A 21,573-nucleotide genomic window follows, 5' to 3' on the forward strand; every position below is an offset into this window, starting at 1 on the left:
TACGGGACCTCTCCGTACGCTTCCGGATGCGCGGCGGCCGCCACGTCGCCGCCGTCAGCGACGCGAGCTTCGACCTCGCGGCGGGGGAGTGCCTGGCACTCGTCGGCGAGAGCGGCTGCGGCAAGTCCGTCCTCGCCTCCGCCCTGCTCGGCCTGCTGCCCGGCAACGCGCAGACCGCCGGCACGGCCGTCGTCGACGGCATCGACCTGCTCGCCGCCGACGAGCGCACCCTCGCCCGGGCCGTCCGCGGCCGGCGCGTCGGCCTCGTCCCGCAGTCCCCGGCGGCCCACCTCACCCCCGTACGGACCGTCCGCGCGCAGCTGGAGGAGACCCTGCGCCAACTGGCGGGCACCCCGCGCGCGGAGCTGCGCCCCGCGGCCGTGGCCGCCGCCGGGCGCGCCTCGTTCCCCGTCGACCTGCTCGACCACTACCCGCACCAGCTCTCCGGCGGCCAGGCGCAGCGTGCCGCCACGGCCCTCGCCCTCGTCGGCGACGCGCCGCTCCTCCTCGCCGACGAACCGACCACCGGGCTCGACCGCGACCTGGTCGAGCGCACCGCGGACGAACTGCGGCGCCACACCGACACCGGCCGGGGCCTGCTCCTGATCACCCACGACCTGGCGGCGGCCCAGCGGATCGCCGACCGCGTCGCCGTCATGTACGCGGGCCGCGTCGTCGAACTGACCGCCGCGGACCGTTTCTTCGGCGCCCCCGGTCCCCGCCACCCGTACGCCCGTGGCTTGCTCGCCGCCCTCCCGGAACGGGACTTCGCCCCGATCCCCGGCATGCCGCCCGAGCTCGACGCCCTGCCCGACGGCTGCGCCTTCGCCCCGCGCTGCCCCCTGCGCAGCGACACCTGCCGGGCGGTACCGCTCCTGGAGGACGGCGTCGCCTGCCACCACGCCCCGCGCCCCCACGCCGCCGAGGAGGCCCCCCGTGCTTGAACTCACTTGCCTCACCGCCGGGTACGACCCCGACGACCCCGTCTTCCGCGACGTGTCGCTCACCGTGGCCCCCGGCGAGGCCGTCGGGCTGCTCGGGCCCAGCGGCTGCGGCAAGTCGACCCTCGCCCGCGTCGCCGCCCTGCTGCACCGCCCCGACGCGGGCCACGTCACCCTCGACGGCCGGCGGGCGCGCGGCTGGCGCCACCGCGCCCCGCGCGACCTGCGCACGGCCGTCGGCGTCGTCTTCCAGCAGCCGCGCCTTTCCGCCGACCCCCGGCTGCGCCTGCGCGACCTGATCGCCGAACCCCTGCGCGCCACCGGCCGCCGCGCCGAGACCGCCGCCCGCACGGGCGAACTGGCCCGCCGCGTGGGGCTCACCGAGGACCTGCTCGCCCGCCGCCCCCACGAGGTCAGCGACGGCCAGCTCCAACGCGCCTGCCTCGCCCGCGCCCTGGTGCTCCGGCCGCGCTGGCTCGTGTGCGACGAGATGACCGCCATGCTCGACGCGTCCACGACGGCGGCGCTGGTCGCCGTGGTCGAGGAGTACCGGCGCGAACACCGGGCCGGGCTCCTCGCCGTCGGCCACGACCACGTCCTCCTCGACCGTTGGTGCGACCGGACCGTGCACTGGGACGCACTGACCGGAGCCGCCCGCCACGAGACGGCCGTCCCGGTCGGCGTGTAACGGGCCGCCGCCGATTCCTACCCGTTCGGCCGACGCGCCGTACGGCTGTCCGGCGCCCGGCCTGGGCCAGACTGGCCGCCGAACGCCGTACGCACCGTGCGGCACCTGGCCGAGGAGGGCGACACATGGCCGTATCCATCTCCGTCTTGGTGCTTCTGCTGATCCTGGCGGTGGTCTTCCTGCGCAGCGGCGGCCTGAAGCTCTCCCACGCGGTGGTCTGCGCCCTGCTCGGTTTCTTCCTCGCCGGGACGAGCCTCGCGCCGAGCATCTACGACGGTGTCTCCGCCACCGCCGACGCGGTCAGCAGCGTCAAGCCGTAGGACTGCCTGTCGGTCCCGCCCCGCACCGGCGCGGGACCGGCCCGGCCGCCTGACCCTCCGTCATGGTCTGACGAACACCCCGATCCCGTTCGGCACCGGCCGCTCGGCGCCCCCGCTGGGGTGGTTCAGCACCCGCACCGCGGTGGCCCCGCCGGTCCGGGCCACCAGCGTGGACGACCCCCCACCGTCCAGGTTGACGCCGTCCGACGCGCCCAGGTCGCCCAGCAGCCCCGCCAGTTCCACCACCGTCAGCCCCGAGCGGAACGCCGCGCCGCCGTCCAGCGCGAGGAGCAGCAGCCGCCGCCCGCCGTCCGCGACGCCCGCCGCCGAGCGCACCGCGGCCGCCACCGCGTCCATCCCGGCCAGCGGCTTCCCGCCGCGCAGCACCGGGAACCCGCCCACCGCGAACCGGAAGGCGGACCCGGTGTCCGCGCCCGAGGGCACCAGCCGGTGCGTCACCGTCACCCGGTCGCCCACCGCCAGCTCCCGCAGCCGCCGCGCGCCCGCCTCCCGCCCGACCAGCACCTGCGTGCCCGCCGCGACCGCGCCCGCACCCGGAGTGTCGGACACCGCCGTGACCTTGCCGCCGCGCAACCGCACCTCGTACGTCTCGGCGCTGCACGGCGCGCCGCGGTCGGTGTCCGTGCCGCAGGTGGCGCGCAGCCGGGACACCGCGCCCCAGTGCCGGGTGAACACCCCGACCGAACCGACCGGCAGCGCGTACTGGTTCAGCCCGCCGAGCGGCAGCACCCCGGACGGCGTGCGCACCTCCCCCGCCAACGCCAGCTCGCCGACCCTGGCCAGCCCCCGGGCGTCGACGCCCAGCACCATGCGGGTGTTCGTCCCCGGCGGAAGCGCCGGGCCGAACCGCTGCCCGCGCGGCACCGCCCCCTTGAGCGCCACCCCGCCGGCCACCGCGGGGCCGACCGGCGCGCCCGTCGGGGTCACCCCCGGATGCTGGCTCTCGGAGAGGTTGAAGAAGTCGCCGTTCAGCCCGGCCACCGCGCCCGCCCCGTCCGCCAGCGCGGACAGCCGCGCCCGCGACGCCACCACGCCCGGGTACAGCAGCCCCGCCGACACCCGGGCCACCCCCAGGTCCACCGACACCAGGTGGACGCGGGCGGTGCCGCGCGGCGAGGGCACGTCCAGCACCCGGTACGCCACGCCCTCCGCGATGGCCCGCGCTCCCGGCGCGGCCCCCGGCAGCGGGGACGCGCCGGCTCGCGCCGGACCGGTCGCCGCGCCGGCCGCCGGCGGAGTGGCGAGCCCCGCCCCCGTCACCGCACACCCCAGCAACGCGGCGAGCACACCGGACCGCCACCACAGACGTCTCACGATCACGAACCCCCACAGGTAGGGACAACTCACTCGGGTCCCGGAAGAGTTGCCCCCCGCGCACCACGACCAACCGGCCGGCTCCGCGGCGATCCGGTGAACGTACGCCGTCCGCGCGCCCCCAGGGCGCCCCCGCCGGAGCCCGCGCGTCCGCCACCGCCCCGTCAGGGCCCGTGCCCGGAGCGCGCGGTGCCCGCCGAATTCGCTGTCCCCGCACCCCCCGGGCGGGTGAGAATGCGGCATCACCGAAACGGGGGAACCACCATGACCGGCCCGACGCGCCCGACGCTCGACGCCCTGATACCGCCGGAGGACCTGGCAGCGGCCGTCGAGGCCGGCCACGTCACCCGCAAGCGCCACCCCGAACTGCCGCTCTCCCTGTACACCTACACGCGGACGGCGCAGTACGAGCGGGTGTGGAACCGCGTCACCGTCCGCTGCCGCGGCCTCGTCGCCGACGACACCACGGGCGAGGTCGTCGCCCTGCCCCTGCCGAAGTTCTTCAACGTCGGCGAGCACACCGCGGGACAGCCCTACGCGCCGCCGCTGCCGGACGAGCCGTTCGAGGTGTACGACAAGGTCGACGGCAGCCTCGCCGTCGTCTTCCACTACGCGGGCCGGTGGCGCGTCGCCTCCAAGGGGTCCTTCGTCAGCACCCAGGCGACCTGGGCGCAGCGCCGTCTCGACGGGTGCGACACCCGCGCCCTCAGCCCCGGAACGACGTACCTCGCGGAGATCGTGTACCCGGAGAACCGCGTCGTCGTCGACTACGGCGACCGCCGGGACCTGGTGCTGCTCGCCGCGTTCGGCCCCGACGGCACCGAGACGCCCCTGGCCGACGCCGCGCCCGCCTGGCGGCCCGTGGGCTCGGTCGTCACCCTGCGGCCCGCCCTGCCGCTCGCCGAACTCCTCGCCCTCACCGAATCCTCCACGCACCCCGACGGCACCCCGGCCACCGGCACGGACGCGGAGGGGTTCGTCCTGCGCTTCGCGTCGGGCCTGCGGGCGAAGGCCAAGCTCTCCGAGTACGTACGCCTCCACAAGGTCCTGACCGGCGTGACGGAGCGGGACGTCTGGCGCGGCCACGGCGTCCAGCGCTTCGCCGGCATCCCGGCCCGGCAGGTCGCACAGGCGCTGGGCTGCCCGCCGGAGTACGTCACCGCCTCCGACGGCCGGCCCCTGGACGCCCTGCTCGAACAGGTCCCGGACGAGTTCGACGCGTGGGTCCGCGATGTCGTCGCACGGATCGAGAAGCAGGTCACGGACCGGGAGCGGGCGATCGACGAGGCGTACCGGTCCGTCGCCCACCTCGCCGCCGACCGCGCGGCGTTCGCCCGCGCCGTCAGCTCCGTGCCGGACCCCGCCGTCCGCCCCGCCCTGTTCCAGCGCCTCGACGGCCGGCCCACCGTCCTCATGACGTACCGTTCCGTCCGGCCGGACGCGTCCGACCCGTTCACCACCGACGAGGAGAACTGACCCCGTGTCCGCACCGCCCGCCCCGCCCGTCGTCCACGTCATGACCGGGCTGCCCGCCTCCGGCAAGACGACCGAGGCGCGTCGCATCCAGACCGCGTCCGGCGGCCGGACGCGCCGGGTGAACCTCGACGACCTGCGGACCATGCTCGACGTCCCCGACCCGGAGCGCGGCCGGTCCCGCGCGCACGAGCAGACCGTCCTCGCGGTGCAGGACGCGGCGGTCCGCGCGGCCGTCGAGGACGGCTTCGACGTCGTCGTCGACAACACCCACCTCACGCCCCACATACCCCGGCGGCTCAAGGCCGCCGTCCTCGGCCTCGCCACCTTCGTCGTCCACGACCTCACCGACGTGCCGGTGGAGGAGTGCGTCCGGCGCGACGCCGTCCGCGCCCGCCCCGTCGGCGAGGAGATCATCCGCATCCTCGCCGAGAAGCACACCACCGCCCGCAGAGGCGGCTGGCGGCTGACCGCGGAGTGGATGAACGACCAGCCGCCCGTCGGGCTTTACGCCGCGGACCCCGCGCTGCCGTCGGCCGTCCTGTGCGACATCGACGGCACGCTCGCCCTCCGCGGCGAGCGCGGCCCGTACGACTTCACCCGCTGCGACGAGGACCTGCTGAACGTCCCGGTCCGCCAGGCCCTGTGCTCCTTCCGCCGCGCCGACGGCGACGCCGTCGTGCTGCTGTCGGGCCGCGGCGAGGAGCACCGCGGGAAGACGGAGGCGTGGCTGCGCCACCACGACGTGCCGTACGACGAGCTATGGATGCGCGCGGCCGGTGACGGCCGCCGCGACGACGTGGTGAAGGCGGAGCTGTTCGACCGTCACGTCCGCGGCCGCTACGCCGTCCGCGTCTCCCTCGACGACCGCGACCGCGTCGTCGCCGTGTGGCGCCGCATGGGCCTGCCGACCTGGCAGGTCAACTACGGCAACTTCTGACCACCCCGCGCCCCGGTGCCCCCAGGCGGCCCCGGCGGCTCCGAAAGGACCCCATGAGCAGCACCCCGGAGACCGACGTCCTCGTCCTCGGCGGCGCGGGCGTCGACACGATCGTGTACGTGCCCGAACTGCCCCTGCCCCTCGCCGACAGCCACCTGATCCGGCCCGGGATCCAGACCCGGGCCGGGCAGACCGGTGACTTCGTCGCGCTCGGGCTGAGCGCGCTGGGCCTGCGCACCCACCACCTCGACGTCCTCGGCGACGACCCCGAGGGCGACCTCGTGCGCGCCCTCCACCGGGACCGGGGCATCCCCCTCACCGCCGTCCCCCTCGCCGCCGGGACCAAGCGCGCCGTCAACCTCGTCGGTCCCGACGGGCGGCGGCTCTCCCTCTACGACGCGACCCGTTGCGGGGAGTCGGACCGGCTGCCGGAGGACACCGTCACCGCCCTCGCCTCGGCGAGCCGCCACGTCCACGTCTCCATCACCCAGCCCTGCGCCCTCGCCCTCCCCGCGCTGCGCCGGACCGGGGTCACGCTCTCCACCGACCTGCACGACTGGGACGGCGAGAACCCGTACCACGAGGCGTTCGCCCTCGCGGCGGACGTCGTCTTCGTCTCCGCCACCGCCCTCGACGACCCCGAACGCACCCTGCGCGACATCGCCGCGCGCGGCAGGGCCACCGAGGTCGTCGCCATGGCGGGGGCCGACGGCGCCTACCTGCTGGCCGACGGCGAACTCACCCACGTCCCCGCCGTGGCGCCCCCCGCGCCCGTCGTGGACTCCAACGGCGCGGGGGACGCCTTCGCCGCCGGCTACCTCTTCGGCAGGCTGACCGGCGAACCGCCCCGCAGGTGCGCCCTGTACGGCACCGTGGCCGGCGCCCACGCGTGCACGGTGCCGTCGACGCGGACCGACGCCATCGACCGCGCCACACTGCTGGCCCGCGCGGCCGGACCGACCGCCGACCCCGCGACGCACTGAACGACACCGCGCCCGCCACCCCGACTCCGGGCGGCGGGCGGCGGGCGGCGGGAGCGCTGCGCGTGACGGCACGACGACCGGGGCGGGCGCGCGGGGCGGCCCGTCCGGCCCGAGGCGGGGCCCGATCGGCCCGAACGCCCACGCCCGCGGCTCATTTGACACCCGAAGAGACGGTGCGTTTATGTGATCATCGGGGGGAACGGCCGCTCCCACCGCTTGATGTCCGTGGGAGAGAAGAAGATGTCCTACCCGTCGCACCCGCACCCGCATCCGAGCAGCACGGATCCGTATGCCCCGCAGCATCGGATGCCGGCCGCCCCTTTCCCCCCGCCGGGCAGCCCGCCTCCCGGCGGGCCGCAGTGGACGCCCCAGGGCGGCGCTCCCCGCGGTGGCCGTGCCCGGAAGGTCCTCGGCACCGTGCTCGGCGCGTCCGGGGTGCTGCTGCTCCTCGGCGGAGGTGCGCTCACCGCGCACGCCTACGACAACACCCGCCAAGAGCTGACGAATCACGAGTACGGCAGCGTCATGTGGCGGGACGAGCAGGTCGACGAGGTCTTCCCGCTGACGATCGGTGGCCGCGGAGGCCACGAGGGCGGTTTGTACGACCGGGACAAGGCCCTGTGGCACCGCATGGGCATCTCACCGGAGACCGACTGCGACAAGGGCCTCACTCGCGCCATCCTGAAGGCCGCCCAGGACAACGGCTGCAAGGCGGTCCTGCGGGCCACGTACGTCGACCCCACCGCCAACATGGTGACGACCCTCGCCGTCGTCGTCCTCCCCGAGGGGCCGCGCGAGACAGGGCCGAAGGAGAAGGTCGCCGAGGTGTACCAGGACAACCGTGCCACCGAGGCGGCCGTCGCCGCGTACGCGGTACCGGGGACCGCCGCCGCCCGGTGGAAGGACCGCAACGGCGCGTACCTGATGGCCGTTCCCGGAGAGCACATGCCGTACGCCGTCGGAGCCAGCATCGGCTCGGCGGACGGGCACGTGGCCGGTGAACTGCCGGGCGAGTTCAGCGAGGACAACGACATCGACCGGGAGTCCTGGCACGCCGACGCACAGGACCTCGTCGAGCTCTTCGTCTCCCACCTCGTCAACCTGCGGCGGGGGGAGACGCGATGAGCAGCACCCGGTTCGTGCGCACGACCGTCGTCACCGGCACCGCCCTCGTCTCCCTCCTGGGAACGGCGTTCTCGTGGGGCGCCCCGGCCGCGGCAGCCGCCGAGAACGCCCCGCCCGGCTGGGAGTCGGCGGCGCTCGACCTCGCCACCGCCCACCGGACCACCCAGGGCGAGGGCGTCACCGTGGCGGTGCTGGACAGCGGCGTCGACCCTGACCACCCCGCGCTCAAGGGACGTATCGCGAAGATCGGCCCCGACTTCTACGACAGCGACGGCCTGCGCGCCGGCGACGAGGGCTACGGCATCCACGGCACCGCCATGGTCTCCGGCGTCCTCAAAGCCGCCCCGAAGGCGAGGATCATCACCGCCCGCGTCATCGACGACAGCGACGAGGTCAAGCTCGAGCGCAGCAAGGATGGCGTCAGTCCGCTCGCGAAGGGCATCGACTACGCGGTGGCCAACGGCGCCGACGTGATATCCCTGTCGCTCGGCGGGGGCATGTTCTCCGACCTCGACGGCGGTGAAGTGGCCGCCGCGTCACACGCGGTACAGAAGGGCGTGACCATCCTCGCCTCGGCCGGCAACAGCGGTGACGAGCTGAACGACGGCAACTTCCCCGCCGGCTACCCGACGGTCATCTCCGTCGCCGCGACGAAGCCCGGTGGTGCCCGCGCCGACTTCAGCACCGTACGCACGCACAACACCATCGCCGCCCCCGGCGTGGACATCACCAGCGCCTCCAGGAGCGGGGGTTATCGCAAGATCAGCGGCACCTCGCCGGCCACCGCTCTCGCCGCCGGCGTGACCGCGCTCATGCTCGCCGAGAACCCGGACCTGACCCCGGCGCAGACCCGCGCGATCCTCATGCGCACCGCCCAGGCACCCGCGGGCGGCCACGACCCCCTGGTCGGTGCCGGACGGATCGATGCCGCGGCCGCGGTCCGCGCGGCAGCCGACCCGCCCGGCGTCGACACCGCGCCGAGGCCCCACCAGGGGGAGTTGAAGCACTTCGCCGCACCGACGGGCACGAGCAGGATCAGCCACCCGCCGATCGACCGGGATCTCCTCGCCATCGGCCTCGGCGCCGCGGGCGGCGGCCTGCTGCTCGTCGTCGTGGGTCTGCTGCTGGCCCTCCGGCCGCGCCGGCGAGCCACCGCCTGAGAGGCCGCCCCCTCCATCTCCGGGGGGGCCGACGGGGGCGGGATTCCTGGTACCCGCCCCCGTCGTCGACCCGTCAGGTGCTCGGCGGGGGCGAGGCGGGACAGGGGGTACGACCGCCACCGAAGTGGCCGCCGGAGTCACCCGCCGGTCACCGGCCGACGCCACGGCCGGTGGTGGCGGTGCCATGGTCGGGTGGTGCCGCGGGGCCGGGGCCGGGCGGTGGAGCTCACGGCCGGGCGGGGGTCAGGTAGCCCTGGTCGAGCAGCCACCGCACGTTCAGCCGCTGCCCCGGTCCCGGGTCCAGCAGCGCGGAGTCCAGTTTGATCTGCTGTCCGCCGCCCGGCTGCCCGAACCAGGGCGCGATGCCGCCGCGCCACACCGGGAACGGCCGCTCGACCCGGTACACGCGGTAGTCGCAGGGGAAGGCCGCGTCACGGGTGTGCAGGCTCTGCGGCGGCAGGGCCCGTCGGGCGTACGCGTCACCCGCCGGGGCGAGGTAGGCGCCGTACTCGGAGCCGAACCGGTCCAGCCGATCACCCGGGCGGAGCGTCGCCACGCGCCGGTCCACTTCACCGTTGACCTCGGCGAACCCGTCGTGGGGCGGGTACTTCCACCCGGCCGGCCCGTCCGGGCCCTCCTCCTTCCAGTACGTGGCGAGGAACGCCTTCGGCGACATGCCTCCGGTCCGCCGGTAGCCGGTGAGCAGCGGACCGACCGGCTTCTCGGGTGGGCGCGGGAGGTACTTCGGGCCGAGCCGGGCGTCCCCCTGGAACTCCCCGCTGCACGCGGCGGGACGCTCCTCGCGGGGATCGGCGGGCGCAGGTGCCGCGGCGGCGGGCGACGCCGGCGCGGACAGGGCGGTGAGGGTCAGGGCCAGTGCGGACAGGAAGGCGCGCAGTCGGTCCACGTCGCGGTGCTCCTCAGGTGGGGCGGATGGTCCTGACGCACCGTAGTGGCGCGCATACGGCCGTCGTGCCGGATCGGGGGTCGGTTTCCGGCCGAACTCCACCCCTCCGCCGGGCCGGCGGCCACCGCGTGGACCGGTGATTCCTGACGGCTCGTCAGTCGCATGGGGCGGTGGAGCGCGTGGTGGGTCCCGGGCCTGGTCCGGTTTGGGCTCCGGCGGTTGCGCCGCCACCACGACCCGCGCCGCCACCACGACCCGCACGGCGTCCCCGGCCGGCACCGCCGCGACCCTCCCCGCCGAACGTAGCCGGAGCGGTCCTGCCGTTCCGCCCCCGCCCCCGCGTCGCCCTGCCGTAGGCCCGTCCCGGTCGGCCGGGGCGGGCCCCGGGACGATCAGGTGAGGGCGAGCAGCTCGCGGTGGTCGTCGCTCCACAGGTCCTCGTCGCCGTCCGGCAGGAGCAGGACCCGGTCCGGGCGGAGCGCGTCGAGGGCCCCCTCGTCGTGCGTGACCATGACGAGCGCGCCGGGGTAGGAGCCGACCGCGGCGAGGACCTCGGCCCGCGAGGCGGGGTCGAGGTGGTTCGTCGGCTCGTCGAGCAGCAGCACGTTGGCGCCCGAGTGCACCAGGCCGGCCAGGGCCAGCCGGGTCCGCTCCCCCCCGGACAGCACCCCGGCCGGCTTGTCCGCGTCGTCCCCGGTGAACAGGAACGCGCCCAGCACGCCGCGCACCTCACCGTCCGTCAGGTGCGGTGCCGCCGCGGCCAGGTTGTCCCGGACGGTGCGCCCCGACAGGAGGGTGTCGTGCTCCTGCGCGAAGTACCCCAGCCGCAACCCGTGCCCGCGCACCACCCGGCCCCCGTCCGGCACCTCCACACCCGCCAGGATCCGCAGCAGCGTGGTCTTCCCGGCGCCGTTCGGGCCGAGGACGACCAGGCGGCTGCCCCGGTCGACGGCGAGGTCCACGCCCCCGAGGACCGTCCGCCCGCCGTACGCCTTCGTCAGGCGGACCGCTCCCAGCGGCGTCCTCCCGCACGGCAGGGGCTCGGGGAGGCGGATCCGGGCGACCTTCTCGACGCGCCGCGCCGGCTCCAGCGCGGCCAGCATCCGGTCGGCGCGCCGCGCCATGCTCCGCGCCGTGACAGCGGTGGACGACCGGGCCTTCATCCGGTCCGCCTGGGCGTGCAGCGCGGCGGCCTTGCGCTCGGCGTTCGCCCGCTCCCGGGCGCGGCGCCGCGCGTCGGCGTCCCGCTGCGCGAGGTACGCCTCCCAGCCGGTGTTGTGGACGTCGACGCGGGCCCGGTCGGCGTCGAGGTGAAACACCCGGTTCACGACGTCCGCGAGGAGCGAGGTGTCGTGGCTGATCAGCACCAGCCCGCCCTGGTGGCCGCGGAGGAAGCCGCGCAACCAGGCGACGGAGTCGGCGTCGAGGTGGTTGGTCGGCTCGTCCACCAGGAGCGTGCCGCGGTGCCCGCCGAAGAGGACGCGGGCCAGCTCCACCCGGCGGCGCTGCCCACCGGACAGCGCCCCGACCGGCTCGCCGAGCACCCGGTCGGGCAGCCCCAACCCGGCCGCGACCCGGGCGGCCTCCGCCTCCGCGGCGTAGCCGCCACCCGCCTGGAACCCCGCCTCGGCGCGACCGTACGCGCGCATCGCCCGCTCCAGCGCGGCCGGTCCGGTGGCGTCCGCCATGGCGGCCTCGGCGGCCCGCAGCCGGCGCAGGGCCCCGTCGAGGTCGCGGGCGGCAAGGATCCGGTCGGTGACCGTGACGGCCGGGTCGGCGGCACGGGAGTCCTGGGCGAGGTACCCGACGGGGCCGGTCCGGGTGACGGTCCCGGCGGGGGGAGCGGTCAGACCGGCGAGGGCGGTCATCAGGGTGGTCTTGCCCGCGCCGTTGCGGCCGACCAGGCCGACGCGGTCACCGGGGGAGACGGTGAAGGAGACGTGGGACAGCAGCGTGTGCGCGCCCGCGCGCAGTACGACATCACGAACGGTGATCATGGGGTGGACGCTCCGTGAGAGATCGAGGACACACTTCTGGTGGGGAAGCGGGTCCTCGGCTAGGAGATGCGGGGCGTCGACATGTGGCCAGGGTAGGTGCCGCCCCGTACGGGCCGCACGCGGTTTTCCGTGCCGTGTGACCGGCGGTCGGGCGTCACGCCGAGCGGCGCAGGTCCTCCGCCCGTACCGGCTCGGCGAACGGCAGCCCGCGCCCGTACCGCTCCAGCTCGTCCAGCGCCGCGTGCGCGAGGCGGCCGAGCTCGTTGCCGAGGGAGCCGGCGACGTGCGGGGTGAGCAGCACGTTCGGCAGGTCGTACAGGGGGGAGTCGGCGGGCAGCACCTCCGGCTCGGTCACGTCGAGGACGGCGTACAGCCGCCCCGACACCAGCTCCGCCGTCAGGGCGGCCGTGTCGACCAGCGCGCCCCGCGCGGTGTTCACGAGCGTCGCCCCGTCCCGCAGCAGCGCCAGCCTGTCCCGGTCGAACAGGTGACGCGTCCGCGGCAGCTCCGGCGCGTGCAGCGTCACCACGTCACTGGAGCGCACCAGCGTGTCCAGGGACACCGGCCGCGCACCGAGCCGGGCGGCCTCACCGGCCGGGAGGTACGGGTCGTGCAGCAGCAGGTCCAGATCGTGGGGGCGCAGCAGCTCGATCACGCGCCGCCCGATCCGGGAGGCCCCGACGACCCCGACCGTCCGCCGGTGGTTGCCCGCCCCGGAGAGCAGGGCGAGCGAGTCGACCGGACCACGCCGCTCCCGGTAGGCGCGCCGAGCGTCCAGCACCCGCTTGCCCGCGAAGAGGATGGAGGCGACGGTGTACTCGGCGACGGGCCGGGCGTTGGCCGCGGCCGCCGACGCGACCACGAGGCCCCGCTCCCAGCACGCGTCCGTGACGTGGTGCTTCACCGATCCCCCCGCGTGCACGACCGCGCGAAGCCGCGGCATCCGCTCCAGCGCCGCCGCGGTCAGCGGCGGGCAGCCCCAGCCGGTCAGCAGCGCCTCGGTCCGCTCCAGCACGCCCGCGTGCGCCGGGTCGGCGAAGTCCCGGACGACGAGCGACGGATCGGTCTCCGCGACGACCGCCAGCCGGTCCAGCGCCGTGGCGTCGAGCAGCGCGTCCCGCACCGGCGGGTCCATCGCCAGGAGGGTCCTCGGGCGGCGGCGGGACGCCCCGGTCGTCGGCAGGGTGGGCGGGGTCGTCGGCATGTGTCGCTCCTGCGCGAAGCTCCGGCGGGGCACGGGCGCCGGGGCGACGCCCATGCCCGGACCGTAACCGACGCCGGGCGGCGGCGGGGTGACGGCCGGTCCCGCGCCGTGTCGATCCGGGCGGGCGGCCCCCGCCCGCCCCCGCCCGCCCCCGGCCGTGGACGGACGGGGCCGGGGGCGGGCAGGGCCCGTGCGTCAGGGCCGTCCCTGACCCGGAGGGCCCGTGCGTCAGGGACGGCCCGGGTCCGGGGTGTGGCCGACCTCGACCGCCGGGTCGTCCGCCCCGTCGAGCTCCAGCACCGCGATCTCGTTGCGCCCGGCCCGCAGCAGCGGCCACGGCAGGTACAGCGTCCGCTGGGGCCCCCGCTCGGGCCAGTACCGCCCCAGGCAGAAGCCGTTCACCCACAGATACCCCTTGCGCAGCCCCGGCAGGGCCAGATACGCGTCGGCCGGTGCGGCGACCTCCAGGGACCCGCGCAGGAAGACCGGCCCCACCGCCTCCGACCCGCCCGCCCGCGCCCCCCACGGCACCCGCTCCGGCGTGCCGTGCCCCAGCTCCACCGCCCGCGCCGTCCAGCCGTGCAGCAGCTGCCGGTCGTGCAGCACCCGGCGGACGCCCTTGCGGTCGCCGATCCCCACGCCGTAGTTGACCCGGCCCATCGACTCCACCAGCAGCGCCAGGCGCGACCCGCCCGCGGGCACGGCCAGGCCGTCGAGCGACTCGGCGGCGTCCCGCTCCAGCACCCCGGCGGGCCGCCCGTCGACGAGCACGTGCGCCCGGTCGGCGAGCCCGTGCACCGAGAGCGGGTACGGGCCGCGGGGGCCGGGGACGCGGCTCTCGTACAGCACGAGCCCGTGCGCGACGCCCAGTTCCTCGAAGAACGGCGGCTCGGGGGCCGTCACCGGCGGGGCCGCCAGCGCGTCCAGCACGTCGAGCAGCGCCACGGCCCCGGACAGCGCCACCCGCGACGGTGGCAGCAGCGCGGCGGGCGGTTCCGGCTCGGGCAGGGGGCCGTCCGCGTACGCCGCCAGCACGTCGCGGAAGGCACGGAACTTCTCGGTGACCGCGCCCCGTTCGTCGACGGGCGCGTCGTAGTCGTACGAGGTGACGGTCGGCTGGTAGCCCGCGCCCGTGGCCGGGTCGGCGGTGTTGGCCCCCGCCCAGGTGGAGAAGTTCGTCCCGCCGTGCGCCAGGTAGATGTTGACGGAGGCGCCCGACTCCAGGACCGCGGCCAGCGCGGCGGCGGCGTCACCGGCGTCCCGCACCACGTGCTCCTCGCCCCAGTGGTCGAACCAGCCGCACCAGAACTCCATGCACAGCGGCGGGTCGTGCGGCCTCAGCCGCCGCAGCGCCGCGAACGCCTCGCGCGGCCGGCTGCCGAAGTTCACCGTCGCCAGGACACCGGGAAGGGTGCCGCCGGTCAGACGGGGCCCGTCGGGCCCGTCGGAGGTGAACAGCGGCACGTCGACGCCGCGCGCCCGCAGACCCGCCGCGAGGTGCTCCAGGTAGCCGGTGTCGGAGCCGTAGGACCCGTACTCGTTCTCCACCTGCGCCATCAGCACGTGGCCGCCGCGCGTCACCTGGTGTGCGGCGAGGACCGGGACCAGCCGGTCGTACCAGCGGTCCACGTGCGCCAGGTAGGCCGGGTCCCGGCAGCGCAGCGCCCGCACGTCGCGGTCGGCCGCCAGCCACCAGGGCAGCCCGCCGTTGTCCCACTCGGCGCAGACGTACGGGGACGGGCGCACGATCGCGTACAACCCCTCGTCGCGCACCGCCCGCAGGAAGCCGTCCAGGTCGGCGGGGCCGCTGAAGTCGTACTCCCCGGGGCGCGGCTCGTGCAGGTTCCACGGGACGTACGTCTCCACGGTGTTGAGGCCCATGGCGCGCAGCGCGCGCAGCCGCTGCGGCCACTGGGGCGGCAGGACGCGGAAGTAGTGCAACGCGCCGGAGAGCACGCGGAAGGGGCGCCCGTCGAGGAGGAACCCCCCGGGGGTCACGGCGAACGGCGGCACGGGCACCTCCGGCGGGACGCGGGTGCCCCGTGGCACCCCGACGGGCGGAGCCTAACGACCCCCCTCCACCGACGGCAGCCCCCGGCGCCCCGTCGCCTCCGAGCCCGCCGCCCCGGACCCTCCGCCTCACCTCCGGCCGGCCTGCCGCCCGCTGCCCGACCGCCCTGCCCCGACCGCCCTGCCCCGACCGTCCCCTGCCCCGACCGTCCCCTGCCCCGACCGCCCCCTGGTCCACCCCGTCCGGCCCGGGCGCCCCGCCGGCCCCGCCCCGCCGGCCCGGCCCCGGCCGGCCGCGCAGGCGCACGCCAGGCCGACCTCCGCGCCGTCATCGAGCTGTGCCTCTCCGCCACCGACACCCCCGCGCGCGTCCCGCCGCCGCATCCGGCCCATCGGCACCACGAGGACGCGGGCGGGCGGCTCCTCCCACCCGACACGCGCGACCCACGCGTGTGGGCGGGGAAAGCCCGGGTAAGCGGACGCCCTGACCGTTCGAGAGGAGCCGAGTCGTGCTGATGGCCCACCCCGCCGTGCTGACCAAGCTGATAGAGGAGTACGACGCGCTCAGCAAACTGGACGCCCACAACGGCACCCCGGCCGTCCGGCAGCGGCTGGCCGACGTCGCCTACACGCTGTGCGTCTCCACCGGGACGAAGGACGTCGACGCGGCGCTCGTCGCCGCCCGCCACCAGCTCCCCGGCGCCCGCCCCGAAGACGACTCGCTCCTCACGGCGTGACGCGGCGGGCCCGCCCGGACGGTCCGGAGCCCAGGGGATCGACCCTCGGGCCCCGTACGGTCAGCCGGTCCCGGGCGGGCTGAGGTGGAGCAGGCACACGTCGTCGCGCCGTGTCGGCGACAGGTCAGCGGTGAGCCGCAGGGTCAGATGCTCGGCGCCCTCCTCGTCGTTCACCGCCCCGGCCGCGACGGCGGCGAGCCGGGCGAGGCCCTCGACGATGTCCTCCGCCGGCCGCTCGACGAGCCCGTCGGTGTACAGCAGCAGATGGTCACCGGGCCGGAGCGTGAACCGCTGTTCCTCGTACGAGCACTCCGCGGTCGCGCCCAGGATGATCCCGGCGGGCGGTTCCAGGAAGCGGGCCGTGCCGTCCCGGACGAGCAGCGGCGGCAGGTGGCCGGCCTGCACCCACGTCATGGTCCGGTCCCACGGCTGGTAGCGCGCGAGGATCATCGTGGCGGTGGTGTGGCGGCCCTCGGCCGCGTGCATCAGCAGCGCGTTGAGCCGCACCAGGGCGTCGGGCAGGGGCGAACCCGTCACGATCATGCCCTTGGCGGCGAACCGCAGCTGCGCCATGGTCGCGACCGCGCCGATGCCGTGTCCGGCCACGTCCCCGACGACGAACAGGCCGCTGCCGTCGGGCAGCCCGATCGCGCTGTACCAGTCGCCGCCGACGCTGAGCCCCTCCTCCGACGGCAGGTAGAACACCTCGGTGCGCAGTCCGGCGACCGTGAGCGTCCGCTCCTGCCGGGGGAGCAGCGCCTCCTGCAGGCTCTTCGCCAGCGCGCGCTCGGCCTGCAGCAGGCCCTGCTGCACGAGGAAGGCGCGCTCGGACTCCAGCAGCGCCTGCTCGGCCCTGCGCTGCGCCGTCAGGTCCTGGTAGAGGGCGTGCACCTCGATGGCCGTGCCCGCGGGGTCGGTCACGGCCTCCGCGACGAACCGCACGTGCCGCACGCCTGACCCGGTCGCGATGCGGAACGTCCGGTCCAGCGGGCGGGCCTCCTCGCGCAGGCACCGGGCGGCCTCCGTCACCTGCGGGACGTCCTCCGGAACGACGTGCAGGGCCAGTTCCTCCCAGGCCACCGGGCCGTCGGCGGGGTCGCGCCCGAGAATCCGGTACGCCTGCTCCGACCAGGTCGCCGCGCCGGTGAGCAGGTTCCACTCGGCCCAGCCCAGGTCGCCCAGGTGCTCCATCTGGTACAGCCTGCGGGCCTCCCGGACCAGCGGGTCGTGGCAGGCCCAGGAGACGACGAGCCGCCCGCCGAGGCGCACGGCGCGCACTGTGTACGACGACTCGCCGGGCAGCCCGGCGGCGACCTCCTCGTAGCCGGACGACCCGCTCTCGTACGGCGTGCCCCTCAGCAGCGCGTCGCGGTAGCCGTGCCACAGGTCGGTGTCCGCGACCGTCGGGTAGGTCTCCAGGACGCGCCGCCCCAGCAGCTCCCGGCCGCGCCGGCCGACCGAGTCCACCGACTCGGGGGCGGCCGCGTCGATGCGGTAGTCCGCGACATCGCCGTCGGGTGACCACAGGGGCGTGAGCAGGACCGCCGGCATCGGCAGGGTGTCGAGGACCGCCTGCACCACACCGGCGTCCGGAGCGGTGGCACCGGCGTCAGTCGCCTCCGCCGGGCCCGTCTCGGACCCCGTCACCCGTCCGCGGGCCGTGTCCGTCGGTCCGGCCGTGTCCGCGGGGCCGGCCGCGATGCCCCGCCCCCGCGGGAGGGTCCCGAGCGGTGGGGCGGGGGAGGAGCCCCGGCGGGCTCCGCCGCCCAGCACGCTCCAGCACTCGTCGGTGACGGTGCGGCCCCGCTCGCCGGCGCGGCGGGCGAGCTCGGCGCCGGCCGCCCTGGCCGACAGCCCGTCCCGCCCCATGAGCACGCCCTTGGCACGCTCGTGGACGGCGGCGGTGGCCAGCGTGTCCTCCAGCTCCTCCACGCGGGCGCGCAACCTGGCCACCTTCCGGGCGAGCGCCTCCACGTCGGAGGCGTCGTCGTCCGTCGGCACACGCGGGTCTTCCACCCTCCGAGCATCCCACACCCCCCTGGGCCACGCCCCGGCTCGGGGGCGTGCGCCATCCGGCCCCGAGCCCCCGCCGCCACCTGCACCGCGGTGGCCCGCAGCGTGCGCCGTCACGATCCGGCGGCTGCCCCGCCCGCGCTCGCGCCGTGCGCGGCCGTCGCGGTCCGGCGTCGGCGCGCGCGGACGTGCGGCGCGGGGACGCCTGCGGTAGACACGGGTGCGTGCAGACCTTCCTGCCGTACCCGTCGTTCGAGGACTCCGCCCGCGCGATGGACCTCCGGCGCCTGGGCAAGCAGCGGGTGGAGGCCCTCCAGGTGTTCCGCGGGCTGACCGTCCCCGGGTACGGATGGCGCCGGCACCCGGCCGTGCGGATGTGGATCGGCTACGAGGAGGCCCTGGTCCGGTACGGCCTGGAGATGTGCGAGGTCTGGACCGCGCGGGGCCACCGCGACACCTGCGCCGACTCGCTCCTCGCCGGCTACGGCGAGCTGCGCCCCGACACGCCCGTGCGCGGTCAGGACGAGCTGGCGCGGACGGGGGAGGTGCCGCCCTGGCTCGGCGACCCGCTGTTCCACCGCAGCCACCAGTCGGCGCTGGTCCGCAAGGACCCCGGGTACTACACGGAGTGCTTCCCCGGTGTCCCGGGCGACCTCGACTACGTCTGGCCCGCGTCGGACCGCGACCCGGAGGCCCGCCCGGGGACCGCCCCGAGCTGACCCGCCCCCGGCGCCCGCCCCGTCCGGGCGGGGGGAGACCCACCCCCACGGGGGCCGGGTGCCCGTCCCGCAGAGGCCCGGCGCTCAGGCGACGCCCCGGGAGGCCGCCGCCCGGGAACGGACGCCGTCGGCGGTCACGCGGTGCGCCGGCCCGTCGGGCAGGACCACCGGCGCACCACCCCGGGCCGGGCCGTACGGGGAGCGGTCCGGGCCGGGGCGGAGCCCGTCCCGGGCAGGGTGGTCGGCCGTGTTGTTCGCTCGCGCCGGCCACTGCCGGGGGCCCGCCGGGCCGACGTGCGTCCGCCCGCCGGTGCCGCCGGGGGCCGGCCGGCCCCGGTGGCGGCCGCCGGGCGGGCGGCGCGGCACGTTCAGGCCCTGCGAGTGTCGTGCGGGTCTGCGGATCGGGCCCCGCCCCGGCCCGCTCAGTAGGTGTTGCGTCGCCGCAGCCGCCCCGGGCGGCCGTCCGGGTCGACGAGCAGCCGGTACGCCGGGCGGGACAGCGCCGCCGCGAGCGGTGACAGCCGGGGGGTCCGGTACGTCCGCAGCCGGCCCGGCGGGCGCGGCCCGCGGCGGCCGCCGGCGTGCCAGTCGTCCAGCGCGGCCGCGGACGCGGCGAAGGCGCGGAAGGTCTCGGCGGGGTCGCACAGCGGCTCCGGGGCGTCCGGGGAGGCGGGCTCCGCGCGGTCCAGGTGCTCCCGCGCCAGGGTCAGCCGCAGCTCCCGCGCGTAGCGGCGCGCCCCGTCGCCGAGACCGCCAGGGTCGCGCGGCTCACGGGGGTCGGCGGCCTCGTCCAGGACGGCGCAGCTGAGTTCGGAGTCGTGGGTCCACGAGCGGAGGTTGACGTTGTCGGAGCCGACGACCGCCCACACGTCATCGATCACGCAGACCTTCGCGTGGACGTACACGGGCGTCCCGGCGTGGTTCTCCAGCCCGTACACGGCGACCCGGTCGCCGCCGGCCCGGCGCAGCCCCTCCAGCGCGGCGATCCGGCCGACGAGGCTCGCCGGCAGCGCCAGCCGCCCGTCGGACTCGGGGAAGGACGGGACCACGGCGACCAGCCGCAGGCCGGGGTGGGCGCGGAGGGCGTCGGCGAAGCACCGCACCACGTCCGTGGACCACAGGTACTGGTCCTCCAGGTAGATGAGCGACCGGGCGCGGCGCAGCGCCTTGAGGTAGGCGCGCGCGATGCTGCGCTCGCCGTCGGGGGCGAAGTCGTATCCGTGCACCAGCCGCCGCGGGTAGGTGCGCAGCACCTGCACGGCGCGGGTGCCGCGGGGCGGCGGGTCGGGCAGTTGGGGCGGCAGCGGGTCGGCCCGGGTGTCCTCGTGGCGGAGGAGCCCGCGCAGCCGGGACAGGGGGCTGCGGGTGAGGGGTGCGGGGTCGTCCCAGCGCTCGCGGAAGCACGCCTCCACGTCCCCGACCGCCGGGCCGCGCACCGCCAGCTGGATGTCGTGCCACGGCGGGTGCGGCCCGTACGCGTCGGCGATGGGCAGCGCCTGCGGGTCGCCCAGGTGCTCGGCGTCGTCGCGCCGGTTGTGGCACAGGTCGGTGCTGCCGACGAAGGCGACGTCCCGCTCGGGGCGGTCCGGGTGCCGCAGGACGACGTACTTCTGGTGGTGCGAGCCGCCCGGGCGCACCCGCATGTCGAGGAGGTACTCGCCGCCGGCCGCCTCGATCACCTCGCCCAGGTGCCGGTTCTGCTCCGCGCTGAACCGGAAGCGGTCCAGATGCGAGCGCCACACCAGTCCCTTGACGATCACACCACGGCGCGCCGCGTCGGCGAGGACGGCCCCGATCCCGCTGCCCTCCCCGTCCAGCCGCTCGTCGGGGTCGCCACGCCAGTCGGTGAAGAGGCACAGTTCACCGGCGCGCTGGGCACGGACCGCGGCGAGCAGTTCCGCGAAGTACGCCGCGCCGTGGACGAGCGGGCGCACGTCGTTGCCGGTGGACCACGCGGCCTCGCCGCGCCGGCTGTCCAGGCGGACGGCCGGATTGCCGCGTTCCGTCGCGGTCAGCAGCCAGTCGGTGGGTTCCACGGGGGGTCCTCCGGCCGTCGGGTCGTGCGTGGCCTTCCGGGTACCCCGCCGCGACCGGCCCATCCGGCCCATCCGCGCGCCCCGCCGGCCGCCCGCGCGTCCCGAGGGCGCGTCCACCGGCGCGGGCGCTCCCGGAGCGTGACGCTGGCGGGGGTGGAGCACGGGTCGCCGACGGCCGAGGTCCCGCCCGCGGCGCACGGGGCGTCGTGGGCGGGACCTCGGTGGAGCGGAGCGGGACGCGGGGCGGCGCCGTGCCGGACGATGCCGCCCCGCAGCCCGTCGATCAGCCGGAGACGGTGATCTGCTGCGCCGGGTCCGTCTTGTCGGTCACCAGGTACTTCGCGGTGAACGACGAGGACGTCGCGCTGGTCGGGCAGCCGAAGCCGCCCACGACCTTGACGGGGACCTGGGCGTTGGAGAACGCCAGCGAGGACGGCGCGCCGTTGGCCCAGGTGCCGCTGGTGGCGGCGGGCGCCGTCGGGGCCGCGGTGACGGTGCAGCTGGCGATGCCGGAGGTGGTGACGACCAGGCCGCCGGTCGGCACGGTGAAGGACGCCACGATCGGCGAGCCGTGCTGCATCGACACGGTCCAGGCGCCGCTGGTGCTGACGGATGCGCTGACGCCCGGCATGCTCGTCGTACAGGAGGAGAAGGTGGGCGGGGTGATCGCGCTGGTGACCGGCCCGGCCGCGTTGTGGTTGCCCGGGGCGGCGGGGACCGTGCCGCTGGAGGCGGAGACGGAGCAGGTGACGGTCACCGCGCCCGCCTTGAGGGTGGCCTTGCCGCTGAGCGAGGCGGCGAAGCCGTGCCCGGCGGGGGTGACGGTGGTGGAGCCGGCCGCGGCCGGCGCGGTGAGCGCCGCGGCGGAGGTGGTGCCGGCGAGGGCGAGCGCCGTGGCCGTGGCGAGGCCGGTGCCCAGGGCGAGCGCCGTGCGGATCGTGAGGGTTGCCATCTGGCGTGCTCCTTCGGGGATGGTGTGACGGGA

18 protein-coding genes are annotated in these 21,573 nt (G+C 76.4%); 10 read left to right on the top strand and 8 right to left on the bottom strand.

The annotated features are described in order from the left end of the window. The first annotated feature begins 26 nt into the window (after positions 1 to 26). The 3 genes from NRO40_RS27715 to NRO40_RS27725 all read left to right on the top strand — a co-directional run bounded on the left by NRO40_RS27715 (position 27) and on the right by NRO40_RS27725 (position 1,949). Positions 27 to 944, top strand: coding sequence for an ABC transporter ATP-binding protein (locus NRO40_RS27715; RefSeq protein WP_058940564.1), 918 nt, complete (start codon positions 27 to 29; stop codon positions 942 to 944). Further along, positions 937 to 1,629, top strand: a complete 693-nt coding sequence (locus NRO40_RS27720; RefSeq protein ID WP_058940495.1) for an ABC transporter ATP-binding protein — start codon at positions 937 to 939, stop codon at positions 1,627 to 1,629. Before NRO40_RS27715 ends, NRO40_RS27720 begins: the two co-directional genes overlap by 8 nt. Before the next feature lie 125 nt (positions 1,630 to 1,754). Then, positions 1,755 to 1,949 (top strand): hypothetical protein, encoded by a 195-nt coding sequence (locus NRO40_RS27725; protein WP_058940496.1) that lies wholly within the window; start codon positions 1,755 to 1,757, stop codon positions 1,947 to 1,949. A 60-nt stretch (positions 1,950 to 2,009) separates the two neighbouring features. Here the strand turns inward: NRO40_RS27725 and NRO40_RS27730 are convergent, their stop codons facing one another. Continuing rightward, positions 2,010 to 3,242 (bottom strand): phosphodiester glycosidase family protein, encoded by a 1,233-nt coding sequence (locus NRO40_RS27730; protein ID WP_408057099.1) that lies wholly within the window; start codon positions 3,240 to 3,242, stop codon positions 2,010 to 2,012. A gap of 306 nt (positions 3,243 to 3,548) precedes the next feature. Here NRO40_RS27730 and NRO40_RS27735 point away from each other — a divergent pair, with 306 nt between their 5' ends. The 5 genes from NRO40_RS27735 to NRO40_RS27755 all read left to right on the top strand — a co-directional run bounded on the left by NRO40_RS27735 (position 3,549) and on the right by NRO40_RS27755 (position 8,965). Continuing rightward, the gene (locus NRO40_RS27735) at positions 3,549 to 4,760 is read left to right on the top strand and encodes an RNA ligase (RefSeq protein WP_058940498.1); all 1,212 of its coding nucleotides are present in this window, start codon (positions 3,549 to 3,551) and stop codon (positions 4,758 to 4,760) included. 4 nt (positions 4,761 to 4,764) lie between these two features. Further along, the gene (locus NRO40_RS27740) at positions 4,765 to 5,697 is read left to right on the top strand and encodes a phosphatase domain-containing protein (RefSeq protein ID WP_232790948.1); all 933 of its coding nucleotides are present in this window, start codon (positions 4,765 to 4,767) and stop codon (positions 5,695 to 5,697) included. Between the two features lie 53 nt (positions 5,698 to 5,750). Further along, entirely contained in the window at positions 5,751 to 6,680 is a 930-nt protein-coding gene (locus NRO40_RS27745) for an adenosine kinase (protein WP_058940499.1), read from the top strand. A gap of 417 nt (positions 6,681 to 7,097) precedes the next feature. Next, on the top strand, positions 7,098 to 7,805 hold the full coding sequence (locus tag NRO40_RS27750; protein ID WP_058940500.1) for a hypothetical protein: 708 nt from the start codon (positions 7,098 to 7,100) through the stop codon (positions 7,803 to 7,805). After that, positions 7,802 to 8,965 carry a S8 family peptidase gene (locus tag NRO40_RS27755; RefSeq protein WP_058940501.1) on the top strand — a complete coding sequence of 388 codons (1,164 nt, stop codon included), beginning with the start codon at positions 7,802 to 7,804 and terminating at the stop codon, positions 8,963 to 8,965. Before NRO40_RS27750 ends, NRO40_RS27755 begins: the two co-directional genes overlap by 4 nt. A 226-nt stretch (positions 8,966 to 9,191) precedes the next feature. On the opposite strand, the gene NRO40_RS27760 is transcribed toward NRO40_RS27755, so the two are convergent. From NRO40_RS27760 to NRO40_RS27775, 4 genes are all read right to left on the bottom strand, one after another. After that, on the bottom strand, positions 9,192 to 9,872 hold the full coding sequence (locus NRO40_RS27760; RefSeq protein ID WP_058940502.1) for a TNT domain-containing protein: 681 nt from the start codon (positions 9,870 to 9,872) through the stop codon (positions 9,192 to 9,194). Positions 9,873 to 10,264: 392 nt separating this feature from the next. After that, positions 10,265 to 11,869 carry an ABC-F family ATP-binding cassette domain-containing protein gene (locus tag NRO40_RS27765; protein ID WP_198549249.1) on the bottom strand — a complete coding sequence of 535 codons (1,605 nt, stop codon included), beginning with the start codon at positions 11,867 to 11,869 and terminating at the stop codon, positions 10,265 to 10,267. A 154-nt stretch (positions 11,870 to 12,023) separates the two neighbouring features. Next, on the bottom strand, positions 12,024 to 13,073 hold the full coding sequence (locus tag NRO40_RS27770) for a hydroxyacid dehydrogenase (protein WP_058940503.1): 1,050 nt from the start codon (positions 13,071 to 13,073) through the stop codon (positions 12,024 to 12,026). A gap of 228 nt (positions 13,074 to 13,301) precedes the next feature. After that, positions 13,302 to 15,086 (bottom strand): glycoside hydrolase family 35 protein, encoded by a 1,785-nt coding sequence (locus NRO40_RS27775; RefSeq protein WP_058940567.1) that lies wholly within the window; start codon positions 15,084 to 15,086, stop codon positions 13,302 to 13,304. 506 nt (positions 15,087 to 15,592) lie between these two features. On the opposite strand from NRO40_RS27775, the gene NRO40_RS27780 reads away from it, so the two are divergent. Beyond that, entirely contained in the window at positions 15,593 to 15,820 is a 228-nt protein-coding gene (locus NRO40_RS27780; RefSeq protein WP_058940505.1) for a DUF5133 domain-containing protein, read from the top strand. A gap of 60 nt (positions 15,821 to 15,880) precedes the next feature. On the opposite strand, the gene NRO40_RS27785 is transcribed toward NRO40_RS27780, so the two are convergent. Then, positions 15,881 to 17,836, bottom strand: coding sequence for a SpoIIE family protein phosphatase (locus NRO40_RS27785; RefSeq protein ID WP_058940506.1), 1,956 nt, complete (start codon positions 17,834 to 17,836; stop codon positions 15,881 to 15,883). A 221-nt stretch (positions 17,837 to 18,057) separates the two neighbouring features. Between NRO40_RS27785 and NRO40_RS27790 the strand changes: the two genes are divergently transcribed. Beyond that, on the top strand, positions 18,058 to 18,552 hold the full coding sequence (locus tag NRO40_RS27790) for an MSMEG_6728 family protein (RefSeq protein WP_058940507.1): 495 nt from the start codon (positions 18,058 to 18,060) through the stop codon (positions 18,550 to 18,552). Between the two features lie 422 nt (positions 18,553 to 18,974). Here the strand turns inward: NRO40_RS27790 and NRO40_RS27795 are convergent, their stop codons facing one another. Together NRO40_RS27795 and NRO40_RS27800 are read right to left on the bottom strand one after the other, a co-directional pair. Continuing rightward, entirely contained in the window at positions 18,975 to 20,588 is a 1,614-nt protein-coding gene (locus tag NRO40_RS27795) for a phospholipase D family protein (RefSeq protein ID WP_058940568.1), read from the bottom strand. Positions 20,589 to 20,871: 283 nt separating this feature from the next. Beyond that, positions 20,872 to 21,540, bottom strand: a complete 669-nt coding sequence (locus tag NRO40_RS27800) for a hypothetical protein (protein ID WP_058940509.1) — start codon at positions 21,538 to 21,540, stop codon at positions 20,872 to 20,874. Positions 21,541 to 21,573 lie beyond the last annotated feature (33 nt).

This window comes from Streptomyces changanensis, assembly GCF_024600715.1.
Lineage (GTDB): Bacteria > Actinomycetota > Actinomycetes > Streptomycetales > Streptomycetaceae > Streptomyces > Streptomyces changanensis.